The sequence below is a fragment of the Streptomyces sp. NBC_00038 genome (assembly GCF_026343635.1).
Lineage (GTDB): Bacteria > Actinomycetota > Actinomycetes > Streptomycetales > Streptomycetaceae > Streptomyces.
Map to the genome: position 1 here is coordinate 756593 of NZ_JAPELQ010000001.1, position 13917 is coordinate 770509.

Annotated in this window: 13 protein-coding genes; 4 read left to right on the forward strand and 9 right to left on the reverse strand. The window is 71.7% G+C overall.

Annotated elements, in window-relative coordinates:
• Nucleotides 1-213: 213 nt before the first annotated feature.
• The 6 genes from OG219_RS03620 to OG219_RS03645 form a co-directional block, all read right to left on the reverse strand.
• The gene (locus tag OG219_RS03620) at nucleotides 214-1539 is read right to left on the reverse strand and encodes an MFS transporter (RefSeq protein ID WP_266822760.1); all 1326 of its coding nucleotides are present in this window, start codon (nucleotides 1537-1539) and stop codon (nucleotides 214-216) included.
• Between the two features lie 280 nt (nucleotides 1540-1819).
• Complete coding sequence (locus tag OG219_RS03625) at nucleotides 1820-2770, reverse strand: catechol 2,3-dioxygenase (RefSeq protein WP_266822762.1); 951 nt, start codon at nucleotides 2768-2770, stop codon at nucleotides 1820-1822.
• A gap of 10 nt (nucleotides 2771-2780) precedes the next feature.
• Nucleotides 2781-3866 carry a 4-oxalomesaconate tautomerase gene (locus OG219_RS03630; RefSeq protein WP_266822764.1) on the reverse strand — a complete coding sequence of 362 codons (1086 nt, stop codon included), beginning with the start codon at nucleotides 3864-3866 and terminating at the stop codon, nucleotides 2781-2783.
• The gene (locus OG219_RS03635; RefSeq protein WP_266822766.1) at nucleotides 3863-4576 is read right to left on the reverse strand and encodes a 4-carboxy-4-hydroxy-2-oxoadipate aldolase/oxaloacetate decarboxylase; all 714 of its coding nucleotides are present in this window, start codon (nucleotides 4574-4576) and stop codon (nucleotides 3863-3865) included. Before OG219_RS03635 ends, OG219_RS03630 begins: the two co-directional genes overlap by 4 nt.
• Nucleotides 4573-5325: a PIG-L deacetylase family protein gene (locus OG219_RS03640; protein ID WP_266822768.1), complete on the reverse strand. Its 753-nt coding sequence runs from the start codon at nucleotides 5323-5325 to the stop codon at nucleotides 4573-4575. Before OG219_RS03640 ends, OG219_RS03635 begins: the two co-directional genes overlap by 4 nt.
• Before the next feature lie 45 nt (nucleotides 5326-5370).
• The gene (locus OG219_RS03645) at nucleotides 5371-6021 is read right to left on the reverse strand and encodes a GntR family transcriptional regulator (protein ID WP_266822770.1); all 651 of its coding nucleotides are present in this window, start codon (nucleotides 6019-6021) and stop codon (nucleotides 5371-5373) included.
• Between the two features lie 240 nt (nucleotides 6022-6261).
• Here OG219_RS03645 and OG219_RS03650 point away from each other — a divergent pair, with 240 nt between their 5' ends.
• From OG219_RS03650 to OG219_RS03665, 4 genes are read left to right on the forward strand one after another with little or no spacing between them, the layout of a single operon-like run.
• Entirely contained in the window at nucleotides 6262-6933 is a 672-nt protein-coding gene (locus OG219_RS03650) for a DUF998 domain-containing protein (RefSeq protein WP_266822772.1), read from the forward strand.
• Nucleotides 6933-9062, forward strand: coding sequence for a glycosyltransferase (locus OG219_RS03655; RefSeq protein ID WP_266822774.1), 2130 nt, complete (start codon nucleotides 6933-6935; stop codon nucleotides 9060-9062). The genes OG219_RS03650 and OG219_RS03655 overlap by 1 nt, the downstream gene beginning before the upstream one ends.
• Nucleotides 9031-9774 carry a response regulator transcription factor gene (locus OG219_RS03660; protein WP_266822776.1) on the forward strand — a complete coding sequence of 248 codons (744 nt, stop codon included), beginning with the start codon at nucleotides 9031-9033 and terminating at the stop codon, nucleotides 9772-9774. Before OG219_RS03655 ends, OG219_RS03660 begins: the two co-directional genes overlap by 32 nt.
• Nucleotides 9774-10871, forward strand: a complete 1098-nt coding sequence (locus tag OG219_RS03665) for a cell wall metabolism sensor histidine kinase WalK (protein ID WP_266822778.1) — start codon at nucleotides 9774-9776, stop codon at nucleotides 10869-10871. Before OG219_RS03660 ends, OG219_RS03665 begins: the two co-directional genes overlap by 1 nt.
• Here OG219_RS03665 and OG219_RS03670 read toward each other — a convergent pair.
• The 3 genes from OG219_RS03670 to OG219_RS03680 are packed head-to-tail and all read right to left on the reverse strand — an operon-like array spanning nucleotide 10840 to nucleotide 13881.
• On the reverse strand, nucleotides 10840-11742 hold the full coding sequence (locus OG219_RS03670) for an ABC transporter ATP-binding protein (protein ID WP_266822781.1): 903 nt from the start codon (nucleotides 11740-11742) through the stop codon (nucleotides 10840-10842). The two genes, OG219_RS03665 and OG219_RS03670, sit on opposite strands and share 32 nt — an antisense overlap.
• A 22-nt stretch (nucleotides 11743-11764) precedes the next feature.
• On the reverse strand, nucleotides 11765-12829 hold the full coding sequence (locus tag OG219_RS03675) for an iron chelate uptake ABC transporter family permease subunit (RefSeq protein WP_266822783.1): 1065 nt from the start codon (nucleotides 12827-12829) through the stop codon (nucleotides 11765-11767).
• Nucleotides 12826-13881 (reverse strand): iron ABC transporter permease, encoded by a 1056-nt coding sequence (locus OG219_RS03680; protein WP_266822785.1) that lies wholly within the window; start codon nucleotides 13879-13881, stop codon nucleotides 12826-12828. Before OG219_RS03680 ends, OG219_RS03675 begins: the two co-directional genes overlap by 4 nt.
• Nucleotides 13882-13917 lie beyond the last annotated feature (36 nt).

Here is a 13917-nt window from a genome sequence, read left to right on the forward strand (position 1 = left end):
ACGGCCAGGGCAATGGGGAAACGTTCTTGGTACCCAACGCCACATGGACATCGCCCTCTTGACGTGCACGCAGCGTTACACATCGATACATCTCCGGCGTCATCGCCGCGGTTCTCGTACACGCACTCGCAAAGGAAGCTGCCGGTGACGCGAACGCGCCTGGGCCGGACCCTCTTCGGGTCCGGCCCAGGCGCGTGTCTCCCGTTCCCCCAGTCAGCCGGTGGTGGCCAGCTGCTTCGGCACTTCGGCGTCGGGCGTCGAGCGGACGCTGCGCAGGCCGGTCAGGCTGACGAACACCAGTGAGAAGACGCCCGCGATGGCGAAGGCGACGAAGCCTGCGGAGTTCGAGCCGGTGGCGAGCAGCTGGCCGCCCAGCCACGGGCCGAAGACGGCACCGAAGCGGCCCATGCCCGAGACCCAGCCGACTGCGGTGGCCCGGTTCTCGGCGTCGGCGCGGGCGGCCACCGTCGCGTAGATCATCGCCTGGGCGCTGAAGAGGAACAGGCCGGTCAGGAAGACGACTATGTAGGTGAGGGCCAGCGGCATGTGGACGCTGAGCAGGTAGACGCCGATCGCGGTGGCGCCGAACCAGATGGCGGCGATGCGCGAGCCGCCGAACTTGTCGGTGAGCCTGCCGCCGATCAGCATGCCGACGATGCCGCCGAGGTTGATGACGATGACGAAGTTGAGCGAGGAGCCGAGGTCGTAGCCGGCGGCGCGCATCATCGTCGGCAGCCACTGGGAGACGCCGTAGACCAGCAGGAGTCCGCCGAAGGAGGCCAGCCAGAAGAACAGGGTCTGGACCCACAGGCGGCCGCGGAACAGGGCGGCCAGCGCGCTCCATCGCTCGCCGGCGGCCTGGCGGGCCTTGTCCTTGGCGGCCAGGTCCACGCCGTAGCGGTCGGCGAGGGCCAGGGCGTCCTGGTCGCGTCCCTTGGCCTGGAGGAAGGCCATCGACTCGGGCAGGTACTTGGCCGCCAGCGGGACGCCGATGAAGAGCGGGATCACGCAGATCCAGAAGGAGGTGCGCCAGTCGCCGGTCCACTTCGCGACGAAGGCGGCGACGATTCCGCCGGTCTGGTGGGCGGTCATCAGGGAGCCGACGACCAGGGCGCCGCGACCGCGCGGGGCGTACTCGGTGACCAGGGTGATCGCGCTCGGCAGCAGGCCGCCGAGGCCGAGGCCGGCCAGGAAGCGGCCGAGGCTGAAGGCGTCGAGGCTGTTGGCGGAGGCGCAGAGCGCGGAGGCCAGGGAGAAGACGGCGGTGGAGACGATGATCGTCTTCTTGCGGCCGACCCAGTCGCTGATCGTGCCGGAGGAGAGGGCACCGATCAGCATGCCGAACGTGGCGTAGGAGCCGACGTCTCCGGCCTTGGCGGGGTCGATGCCAAGCGCCTTGGTCTCCAGCATGTGCGGCAGCACGGAGCCGTAGATGAACATGTCGAGGCCGTCGAACAGCACGACCAGCCAGCACAGGCCGACCACCAGCAAGGCCAGTCTGGCCCCGCCGCGGGCAGGGAGAGCGGTGGAGGGAGACATCGTTGTTTCCTCTCGTCCGGGAGGCATGTCCCTGGAGGGAGTACGGGAGGGTCGTCGCGGCTCATGCGGCTGACCCGAGTTGGTGGGAGAGACGCTAAGGATTCATCAACCCGAGTGTCAACGGTTTTGTTAACAATCTCAGCAACAATCAAGACACGGCCACCAGGGCCCCGGATGCATAGGAATGCGCAGGTAAAAGGGTACGGGCGGCACACAGCTGTGTGCCGCCCCGCCCGTTTTCAGTGACTTGTTCTCGCCCTGTGAGACCGCCCGGCCGTCGTCAGCCGACGGGCGGTGTGCCGTGCGTGTGGAACGACTCGATGGTCTTCAGACCCCAGGCCTGCCCCTTGGCCCGCTCTTCCTTGGTCCAGGTGATCAGCGGCCAGTCGGGGGCCAGCACCAGCCGGGTGAGCGGGTTGCAGAGCTCGATGCGGTTGCCGCCCGGCTCGTAGACGTACAGGAAGAACGTCTGCTGGATGGCGTGCTTGTGCGGCCCCGTCTCGATGAACACGCCGGTGTCGATGGCGAGGTCCGCGGCGCGCAGGATGTCCTCACGGGTGTCGGTCGCGAACGCGATGTGGTGCAGCCGGCCGCGCGAACCCGTCCAGTCCTCGGTGTAGACGACGTCGTACGACTTGTTCGTGAACGTCAGCCACTTCGCGGCGATCCTGCCGTCGTCGAGCTGGATCTGCTCGGTCGGGCGGGCGCCGAGGACCTGCTGGTGGAAGTCGGCGTTGGCGGCGACATCGGCGGCGAGGTAATTGACGTGGTCCAGACGGCGCACGCCCACGCCGTGGCCCGGCTTGGCCTGGGGCTGGTTCTTCAGGCCCGGCTTCAGCTCGTCCGGGGCCTGGTACCACTCGGACTCCCAGTACAGGGCGATCTCGTGGCCGTCGGGGTCGGTGGTGACGTACATCGGGCCGATGCCCGGCTCGTCCTCGGTCCAGCGGCCCTCGTGGCCCGCGCTCTCCAGCTCCTTGACCCGCCGTTGCAGGGCCTCCTCGCTGGAGGCGCGCAGCGCGGTGCGGCGCATGCCCGCGGTCTCGTGGGCGGTGAGGATCAGGCTGTGGTGCTCGTAGTCGTCCCAGGTGCGCAGGTAGTACGAGTCACCGTTCTGCCCGTTGACCGTCAGGCCGAGGTAGTCGGTGAAGAACCTCAGACTGGCGTCCAGGTCCGGGGTGAGCAGTTCGACGTGCCCGAGGTGGGCGATGTCGCCGAGCGGCGGGGCCATGTGGGCCTCCTTACAGGTGATGTGCGGCTCCGGCCGGCCGGGCGAAGACCGTGCCGTCGAAGATTTTTCGTGCGGTGCGGACGACGGCGGTGCGTCGGGCCACGGGGACGCCCTCGGCGTCGTATGCGATACCGGCTTCGATGTCGAGGAACCCGGTGGGGTGCTCGATTCGTAGCCGGTCCCCCTGTGCGGGCGGGCGCGCCACGCCCTCGCCCACACCGCCCTCGACGCGCAGTCCCGCGGCGACGCTGGCGGCGCCCAGGACCCCGATGGAGGTGTGGCAGCGCACCGGGATGAAGGTGCGGGTCATGACCGCGCCACCGTCCAGCGGCGCCGCCAGCAGGCTGAGCTTGGGCACCGTGGTGCCCTCTACGTCGCCGAGACCCATCAGCTTGCCGGCCTCGAGCCGGATCTCCCGGAGCCGGTCGGCCAGGGTCAGATCCTCCTCCAGGTCCTTGGGGCTCTCGTAGCCGGTGGCCTTGAGGGAGGAGGCGGCGATCAGGACGGTCGGCATTCCGTTGTCCACGCACGTCACCGGAGTGTCGGCGACGATGTCGCGGGCATGGCCTGTGGGCAGCAGCGGGCCGGAGCCCTGCGGGAACTCGATCACCACCGGCGCGGCCGTCCCCGGCACGCCGGAGATCTCGGCCGTGCCGGAGTAGTCGACGCGCCCGCCCGGGGTGGGGAAGCTCGCGACGGCGAAGTCCCCGGAGTTGACCATGCGGATGCGCACGGACGTCCGTCCGTCCCCCGCGGCGACCAGTCCGCGTTCGACGGCGAACGGGCCGACCCCGGCGAGCAGGTTGCCGCAGTTCTGCCGGTCGGACACCTCGGACCTGTCCACCCCGATCTGGAGGAACAGGTAGTCGACGTCCGCCTCGGGGTCCGCCGAGGCGGAGACCACGGCCACCTTGCTGGTCAGGGGGTGCGCCCCGCCCAGGCCGTCGATCTGGCGCGGGTCGGGGCTGCCCATGACACGCAGCAGCAGGTCGTCGCGGGCGCCGGCGCCGGCGGGCAGGTCCTCGGCCAGGAAGTAGGCGCCCTTGGAGGTGCCGCCGCGCATGAGCATGCAGCGCACCTCGTCAGGCACTGTCACGACTCGGCTCCTCCGTTCCGCGCGTACTCGTCGTACGAGTGGTAGGTCACGCCGAGACGTACGAGGGTCTCGCGCAGGCCGTACCGGTCGAGGCCGAGCTGGCCCTCGATGAAGGCGGCGCGGGTCGCGGCCTCCTTGTTCTCGCGGGCCTCGGACGCCTCGGCCGCCTGGCGGGCCTGCTCGCGGGGCACGCAGACCACACCGTCTTCGTCGGCGAGGATCACGTCGCCGGGACGGATGATCTGGCCGCCGATCACCACGGGCACGTTGACCGATCCGCCGGTCGCCTTGACGGTGCCCTGCGGGCTGACCGCGGCGGCCCAGGCCGGGAAGCCCATCTCGCGCAGCTCGGCGGTGTCGCGGATGCCCGCGTTGGTCACCACGCCGCGCACCCCGCGCTGCTTGAGCGCGGTGGCGAACAGCTCGCCGAACATGCCGTCGGTGGAGGGCGAGGTGGTGGTGACGACCAGGATGTCGCCCTCACCGCACTGCTCGACCGCCGCATGGATCATGAGGTTGTCGCCGGGCCAGCTGAGCACCGTGACCGCGGTGCCCGCGACCCGGGTGTCCTGCTGGACCGGGCGCAGATGCGTGCCGAGCAGACCCGTGCGGCCCATCGCCTCGTGGACGGTGGCGACGCCGTATCCGGCGAGCGCCTCGACGTCCTTGAGCTCCGCCTTCGGCGGATTGGTGATGATCACGCCGCTCATGCCAGTTCCTTCGCGATCTGCGGGTAGGGACGCATATAGGCCTCGGCCATGGTCTTGTGGGCCAGGCCCAGGTTGGGGCCCGCGTTGCGCTTGAGCTGGACGCCGCGGCGGACGGCGAGGTCGGTGTAGTAGTCCCACAGGTGCTGCTGGGCGCCGAGGCACTCCATCGCCTTGCGCTTGGTCTCCCAGACCTCGGTGATGTCGAGGAGCACCTCGGGCTTGAAGCCGCTCATCTCGGGCTGATGCGGCTCGAAGTAGAAGACCGGCGGAGCGCCGATGATCTCGCCCGGGCCGGGGTAGCCGATGGCCTGCGCCAGGACGCGGGCCTCAAGGGCCATCCGGTTGGCGGCCGGGTGGTCGCCGTTGTACGGGTCCTCGACCGGGTGGGTGAGCACGACGTCGGGCTGGGTCTCGCGGTAGACGGCCACCAGCTGGTCGGTCAGCTCGGCGGTGGCGACCAGCGGATAGTCACCGGCGTCGAAGAAGCGGACCTCGGCGCCGAGGGTGGCGGCGGCCTTCTCGGCCTCCTCGCGGCGTATCGCCTTGATCTCCTGGAGGTTCCTGCCCTCGCGCCAGGCCTTGGCGGACTCGCCGCGCTCGCCGAAGGTCAGGCACGCGATGGTGACCTTCTCTCCGCGGGAGGCGGCCAGGGCGATCGCGCCCCCGGCCCGCCACACGAAATCTCCGGCATGCGCGGTGACGACAAGCGTTGATCGTGGTGGGGTGGCGGGCGCGTAGCCGTGCGTCATGCTCAACTCTCCTTGGTGGACAGGTGTGCGCCCGCCTCGGCCGCGTCAGTCGCGCAACGCGTCGATCACGCTGCTGAGGTGGGCGCGGACGGCCGCTTCGGCCGCCTGCGGGTCCCTGGCCGTGATCGCCTCGATCATTGCCAGATGCTCGCTCAGGGACTGCTGTGGCCGACCTGGTCTCAGCGCGAGCTGGAAACGATGGCGCACCAGCTGCGCGTTGAGCCGCTCCAGCAGCTCCACGGCCACCTGCTGGCCGCTGAACTGCCTTACCCGGGCGTGCACTTCGTGATTGAGCTCGGAGTAGGTGATCGGCTCGCCGTCGGCGACGGCCTTGGTCATCGCCGTGCCCAGGTCCGCCAGCTCGGCCAGCTGTTCGTCGCTGGCCGCGACGGCCGCCTTGGCCGCGCACAGCCCTTCGAGGGCCATACGGCACTCGGTGATGGCCACCGCTTCCTCGACCGTCACCACCCGCACCCGTGATCCCCGGTTGCGGATCCGCTCTACCAGACCCTCCGACTCCAGCTCGATCAGCGCTGCCCGGACGCTGGCCCGTGTCACACCGAACTGCTCGGCGAGCTCGTTCTCCACCAGCCGCTGGGCCGGTGCCATGTCGCCGCGCAGAATCGCCTGCCGCAGCTGCGTGAGCGCGTGCTGCTTGGCCTGCTCTCCGGTGCTCGGACGGGCTTCTTTCGGCATGTGCCCTCCCTGAGTGAGTGCCTGTCGAACCTAAATCTAGTCCAACAAGATTGTCAACAATTTTGTTCTCCATATTGCCGCTGCGCTTCGGCGACGCTACGGTCCCGCCACAGCGGTATTGAACCGCCCCTCCCGCAACGGTCGGCGTGCAGCCCCGATCAGGAGCACCGGGCTCCGCTTCACGGAAGCTTCATACGGCGAGTGGTACGCGCCTTATCGGCCGCCCGTTGTCTTGCGGTCATGCACGTTCTCCTCTCCCCGCGGGCCGCTACCGGTCCCGGTGGACACACCCGGCTGGCGTCGGCGGCGCACTCCGCCCTCACAGGCTCGGTCGCGCTGGCCGCGATGCTTCACCTGGGATGGTCCGAGCAGGTCGACCCGGTCGGCCAGACGCTCAGCGACTACGCCCTGCACGAAGGGGCGGCGACGCTGTTCACGGCCTGCGCCGGATTCGCCGCGGCGGGGTCGGCGGCCCTGCTCGCCGCACTGCTGCGCAGCCGCCTGCCCGTCGGAGCCGTCGCGCCGGCGGCGCTCGGGGTCGGGTGCGCGGGGCTGTCGCTCTGCGCGGTCTTCCGCACCGATGAGGCGGGCAGCGCCGAGTCCCTGAGCGGACTGGTGCACCGGCACGCGGCGGGCGCCTCGCTGGCCGCGCTGCCCGCCGCCGGTCTGCTGCTGGCCCGCCGACTGCGCGGCCACCGGCCGGCGAACGCACCGGCACGCCGGATACGGCAGCTGTCCTGGGCGAGTTCGGGAGCCGCACTGCTCTTCCTCGGTACGCATGTCAGCGCGAGCCGTTCGCCGTCGAACGCGGCGGCCCGCGTGCTCGGCCTGGCGGAGCGGGTGACGCTGGGCCTTGAGATCGCCCTGCTGTTCGCGGTGGCCGACGCGCTGCGCGTCGGCCGGAGCCGTTGATGACCGAACTGGCCATCGTGCTCAGCCTGTTGAACGCCTGCTGCTACGCGGCCGGCGCGCGGCTCCAGTACGACGCGACCCACCAGACCTCCCCGGAGAAGCCGACCGCGCTGTCGGCCGTCATTCGACGACCCCGTTGGCTGGCCGGGCTCGCCCTGCTCGGGGCCGGTACGACGCTGCACATCACCTCCTTGCGGCTGGCACCCGTGACGATCGTGCAACCGCTCGGTGTGAGTGCCGTCGTGGTGAGCGTGCTCTGGGGACTGCGGGTCCGCCGTGCCGGGCTCGACGGGGCCACGGGGCTGGCCCTGGCCGCGATCATCGTCGGGACGGGGACCTTCGCCGGCATCGCCTCGCGTGTCACCGTCGCCACGTCCGTCACGGCGACGGCCCAGTTCCAGGCGGGGCTGCTGATCCTGCTGGTCGTGACCTGCTGCGCTGGGGTCGCCAACCTGCTGCCCGGCCAGGGGCGTTGCGTGGCGCGAGCCGTCGGCGCCGGGTGCGCCTACGGCTGTATGTCGGTGCTGCTGCGGGCGGCGGGCGAGGAGTTCACCTCGTCCGGCCTGAGCGGCGCACTGTGCGGCACCCTCGCCGGACTGGCCCTCGCCGCCCTCGCCGGTTTCTGGCTCACGCAGGGCGCCCAGGCCGCGGGGCCGCCCGAGGTCACGGTCGCCTGTCTGACACTGGTCGACCCGTTCGTCGCCGTCCTGATCGGGGTCGGTCTGCTCGGCGAGGCACCCGGGCTCTCCCCGGCCACCGCCGCCGCGGGCCTCGCCTGCTGGGCGCTCGCACTCACGGGCGTGCTCCACATCACCCGTTCCACCCCGTTTCCCCACCTGACCTCGGATCGCCGGCCCTCAGCACCGCGGGAGTACGTCATGCAAGGCCCCCATCCCCGACAACAGCGCATAGTCATCGGCGCCGACACCTTCCCGCCAGACGTGAACGGCGCCGCGAACTTCGCCCAGCGGCTCGCCGAGGGACTCCTCGGCCGGGGACACGACGTGCACGTCGTCTGCCCCGCGACGGAGGCAGGACCCGGGACCACCGTGGAGAAGGGGATCACCGTGCACCGGATCACCTCCCACCGCACTCCGTTCCATCCCACCTTCCGCGTCTGCCTGCCCTGGCAGACCGTCCGGCCCGCGGCCCGCCTCCTCGACCGGCTCTCTCCCGACGTGGTGCACATCCAGTCCCACTTCTCCGTCTGCCGGACGCTGGCGGCCGCCGCCCACCGGCGCGGGACACCCGTGGTGGCCACCAACCACTTCATGCCGGAGAACCTCCTCGGCTACACCCGGCTCCCGCCCCGGCTCGCGCGCGCCGTCTGCCGCTTCGCCTGGCGCGACCTCGTACGCGTCTTCCGTCGCGCCCAGGCCGTCACGGCGCCCACCGCGCGGGCCGTCCGGCTGCTGCACGACAACGGTCTGCGCGTCCCGGCCCGCCCGGTGTCCTGCGGCCTGGACCTGGACCGCTTCTCCCAGCCCGCCGCGGACACCGACGGCCCGCCAACGCGTGTGCTGTTCGTGGGGCGGCTCGACAAGGAGAAGAACGTCCATGAACTCCTGCGTGCGCTGGCGCTGCTGCCCGACCGGCCGGGCGTGCGGGGCGAGATCGTCGGCGAGGGCTCCTGCCGACGCGCCCTGGAGGAACTGGCCGGGGAACTCGGCATCGCGGACCGGATCACCTTCCACGGACTGGCCACCGACCAGGAGGTGCTTGACGCCTACGCCCGCTGCGACGTCTTCTGCATGCCCGGCACCGCCGAACTGCAGAGCCTGGTCACCATGGAGGCGATGGCGGCAGGCAAGCCGGTCGTCGCGGCCGACGCGATGGCCCTGCCGCACCTGGTCCACCCGGGCCGCAACGGCTACCTCTTCCCGCCCGGTGACGTGCCCGCACTCGCCTCGGCCCTCACCGCAGTCCTCCGCGATCCGGCGGCCCGGCTGCGGATGGGAGAGGCCAGTCGGGAGATCGTCGCCGAGCACGACATCCGCCGTACGCTGGCGGCATTCGAGGACCTGTACCTCCGGGCCGCCGGAGGATCCGCAGCAGTGGCCGAAACCCGTGCCACGCCCGTGCCGGAAAGTGAGCACGATGAGTACACAGCGCGTTCTGGTCGTCGATGACGAACCCAAGATCCGGATGACCGTGCGCGGCTATCTGGAGGCGGACGGCTTCCAGGTGGTGGAGGCCGCCGACGGACCCTCCGGGCTGCGGGCCGTCGCCCAGAACCGGCCCGACCTGGTGGTCCTCGACGTGATGCTGCCGGGCCTCGACGGCTTCCAGGTACTGCGCCGGATCCGGCAGTCCAGCCAGGTCCCCGTCATCATGCTCACCGCGCGGACCGAGGAGGTGGACCGGCTCATCGGCTTCACCAACGGCAGCGACGACTACGTCACCAAACCGTTCAGCCCGCGCGAACTCGCCCTGCGGGTACGTGCCATCCTGCGGCGCACCGACAACGGCCCCGGAGGGACTCCGGACGACGACGGCACACTCCGCTTCGACGGCCTCACCGCCGACCCGGTCACACGGACGGTCCTGATCGACGGCGACCGTACGGCGGAGCTGTCCGCCCTCGACTTCGACCTGCTGGTCGCCATGGCCCGCGCTCCCGGCCGCGTGTTCACCCGACGCGGTCTGCTCACCCAGGTGTGGGGCGAGGACTTCTTCGGCGACGAACGACTCGTGGACGTACACATTCGTACGCTGCGGCGGGCGCTGCACGACGACGCGAACGCGCCCCGGTTCGTGGGCACAGTACGGGCCGTGGGCTACCGGTTCATCGGCCGTCCCGCCCAGGGCGTACCGGCCCCGAATCCGCAGGACAAGCGGTAGTGGCCGGGGGAAAAAACAAGGCCGGGCGCCCCTCCGGCACCTGGCGTGCCCGGCTGCGGCGGATCCACTCCCGCCTGTCGCTGCGCAATCGTCTGGTGCTCTCCCACGTCACGGTCCTGGTGGTGACGCTGGCGGCGACGGCAGTGGCCAAAGTACTGGTCAGGGGCCCCTGGAACCATCGCGTCGACCCCGACAACATCGGCTTCTGGACCGGGGTGGCGGCCGCCGTCCTCGCAGCCGTCGCGCTGTCCCGGTTCCTGGTACGCCCACTGGACACCATCCGCGAGGCCACGCACCGGCTCGCCGAGGGGCGCTACGACACCGTCCTCGAACTGCCCAGCGAGCCGGACCTCGCCGCGCTGGCCGACGACGTGAACACGCTGGCGGCCGCACTCGCCGACACCGAGCGGCGGCGCGCCCGGCTGGTCTCCGAGATCGCCCATGAGATGCGGACCCCGATCACCATCCTGCACGGCCAGATCGAGGGCATGGCCGACGGCATCTTCACGCCGGACGAGGCGATGTTCGCCTCGCTCTCCGACGACCTGGACCGGCTGCGGCGGCTGGCGTCCGACCTCTCCAGTCTGTCGCGCGTCGAGGAGGGAGCCTTCGCCCTGCACCGCCAGGAGGCGGACGTCGCCGCGCTGGCCCGGGCCACGGCGGAGCGGCTGCGCCCCCTGTACGACGACCAGGGCGTGGCCCTCGCCATCGCGGCGGACGCCCCCGTCATCGCCTTCTGCGATCCCGACCGGGTCACCCAGGTCCTGGTGAACCTGCTCGGCAACGCGCTGACCGCGTGCGACGCGAACAGCACTGTGTCGGTCTCCGTGCACGGCGAAGCCGGTCCGCGACCCCGCGTCGTGGTCCGTGTCGCGGACGACGGTGTCGGCATCCCCGGGCACGACCTGAACCGGATCTTCAGCCGCTTCGAGCGCCTGGAGCACCCGGGGCATCCCGCGCCGGCCGGCGGCAGCGGCATCGGACTGACCATCGCCCGGGGCATCGCCCGGGCCCACGAGGGGGACGTCACCGCGGCGTCGCCGGGACCGGGCAAGGGGGCGACCTTCACTCTGTGGCTGCCGGTGGCGTCGAAGTGAGCGATGGCGCGGAGGCCGCCGGTGGCAGCGATGGGGACGCAGACACCGGTCGTACGTCCGTCCGGCCGGCGCGCGGTACGACGACCGGCGAGGCGTCGCCAGGGGCTTGGAGGATGTCGGCGTCCAGGCCGTAGAGCTCCTTCACCAGGGCCTCGTCGACCGTGTCGCGGGGGACGCCCTGGGCGATCACGCGGCCGTTCTTCATGGCGACGACCGTGTCGGCGTAGCGTGCGGCGGCCGCCAGGTCGTGCTGGACCATGACCACGGTGCGGCCGGTGGCGGCGACCTCACGGACGAGTTCGAGGACGTCGACCGCGTGCCCGAGGTCGAGGGCGCTGGTGGGTTCGTCGAGCAGGACGACGGGCGTGTGCTGGGCCAGGACCATCGCGAGCCAGCAGCGCTGACGCTGGCCGCCGGAGAGCCGGTCGAGGCGTTCGGCGGCCAGGTCGGTGGTGCCGGTGGCCTCCAGTGCGTCGCGTACGGCCTGCTCGTCCTCGCGCGACCACTGGCGCAGCAGGCCCTGGTGGGGATGGCGGCCGTAGCGCACGAGCCCGGCCACGGTGACGGCTTCGGGTGCGCGCGGCGTTTGCGGGAGCAGGGCGACCCGGTGGGCGGCCTGCCGCCGGCTGAGGCTCCAGATGTCGGCTCCGTCGGCGTGCACGGTGCCGGACTCGGGCCGGTGCAGCCGGGCGATGGCACGCAACAGGGTTGATTTCCCACAGCCGTTGGGGCCGACGACGGCGGCGACCTGCCCGACGGGGAGCGTGAGGTCGACGTCCTGGACGACGGGGCGGCCGGGGTAGCCGGCGTGCAGTGCGCGGACTTCGAGGCCGGGCACAGCGCCTCTCGCGTCGGTCGCCGCTGCGGTCATGGGGTGGTCGTGCATGGGGAGGTCAGGCCTTTCCGGTGGTGCGGTCCGGGCGGAAGAGGACCCAGAGGAGGAAGGGGCCGCCGAGGACGCTGGTGACGACACCGACGGGGAGTTCGACGGGGGCGACGACCCGGCCCAGCGCGTCGGCCGCGGCGATGAGGGCGGCGCCGGTCAGGGCGGAGCCGAGGACCGGGACGCGGGTGGGTCCCGCCAGTCGCTGGGCGAGGATCGGGGCGGCGAGGGCGACGAAGGCGATGGGGCCGCCGACGCCGACGGCGATGCCGGCGAGAGCGACGGCGAGGGCGAGCGAGGCCGCGCGTATCCGTCGCAGGTCGACGCCGAGCGAGGCCGCCATGTCGTCGTCGAAGCGCAGGAGTTGGAGGCGGTGCCCGGCTGCCAGCGAGAGGGGGACCAGGAACAGCAGGGCGATGAGCAGCGGCGTACCGACGTTCCAGTCGCGCCCGTTGAGGCTGCCGACGGCCCAAAGGAACACGCCGCCCGCGGTGTTGTCGTTCTCGCGGGACATGATGAGGTCGCTCACGGCGCCGATGAACGTGGAGACGCCGATGCCGACCACCAGGACGCGGTAGCCGGCGGCGCCCGCCCCGCCCGCGCACAGGACGACGAGGACCGCGGCGGCGACGGCGCCGAGCGGACCGAGCCACCAGTCGCCGACCATGCCGGTCGCGGAGCCGGCCGCCGAGGCGACGACGGCCGCGGTGGCGCCCTCGTTCACGCCGACGAGGTCGGGGGTGGCGAGCCGGTTGCCGGCGAGGGTCTGGGTGAGGCAGCCGGCGATACCGAGGGCTGCGCCGACCATGAGGCCGACGAAGATGCGCGGCAGCCGGAAGTCCCGCACGATCATGACGGTCCCGGCGTCGCCGGTGCCGAGCAGCCCGGAGAGGGTCTGGGACAGGCTCATCCCGGTCGAACTCGCCAGCACCGCAAGGGCGATGAGGACGAGGAGGAGGGGGACGAGGACGGCGACGGCGAGCGCGCCGCGGCGCGGGAAGAGCCAGGAGAGGCCGCCGGTGCGCAGCACCGTGCTGTCGGGCGGGGTCACATCGCGTGACCTCACCTCGGTCATGCCGCCGCTCCCGCCGTGGAAAGACGCGGCGAGCGGGCGATCCACACGAGCAACGGCCCGCCCACGAAGGCGAGCAGCACACTGACCGGTGTCTCCCAGGGCCGGATGACGATCCGGGCGAGGATGTCGGCGAGGATCATGACATCGGCCGCGATCAGTGCGGACAGTACGAGTTGGGCGGTCATCCGTGCTCCCGTCAGGGCCCGGGCGGCGTAGGGCGCGAGCAGTCCGAGGAAGGCGATGGGGCCGGCCACCGCGACCGCGCAGCCCACGAGCAGCGACACGGCTCCCGCCACGACGAGGCGGACCCGGCCGGGATGGTGACCGAGCGAGCGGGCGGTGTCGTCGCCGAGGCCGAGGGCCGACAGGGGGCGGGCACTGCCGAGCGCGACGAGCAGGCCGAGGGCGGCGAGCGGCAGCAGGGGCAGAAGGTCGGCGGTCTCGACTCCGGCGAGTGAGCCGATCGTCCAGTAGCGGTAGGTGTCGTACGTCGACTGGGTGCCGAGCAGGACGTACGACGTGAGGCCGTGGAAGGTGGCGCCGAGCGCGGAGCCCACAAGGACGAGCCGCAGCGGGGAGCCGGCAGCGCGCCCGGACGCGGCGAGCAGCAGGACCATGGCGCTCGCGGCCATGCCGCCGAGCAGGGCCCACACCATCAGCGCGGCGGACGAGGACGCGCCGAAGTACGTCAGTCCGAGGACGACGGCGAAGGCGGCGCCGGAGTTGACGCCGAGCAGCCCGGTCTCCGCGAGCGGGTTGCGGGTCGCGGCCTGGAGGAGGCAGCCGGCCGTGCCGAGACAGGCGCCGACGAGTACGGCGGCGAGGGTGCGCGGGAGGCGTACGTCCATGACGGCCAGCCGGAGTTGGGCGTCGGCGCGGGCTGCCGGATCGCCGACCAGGTAGTCCCAGGCGCCGCCGACGGAGCTTGATCCGGTGCCGATGAGGAGGGACAGCAGGACGAGGGCCAGGAGCAGGAGGACGAGCCCCGCGGTGGCCAGGAGGACGGGGCGCGCCTCCGACGGGAGTGGCCGGCCGGGCCCGGTCCGGCCCATGGCCCGCACCCCCCTGATTGTTGACACATTTGTTGA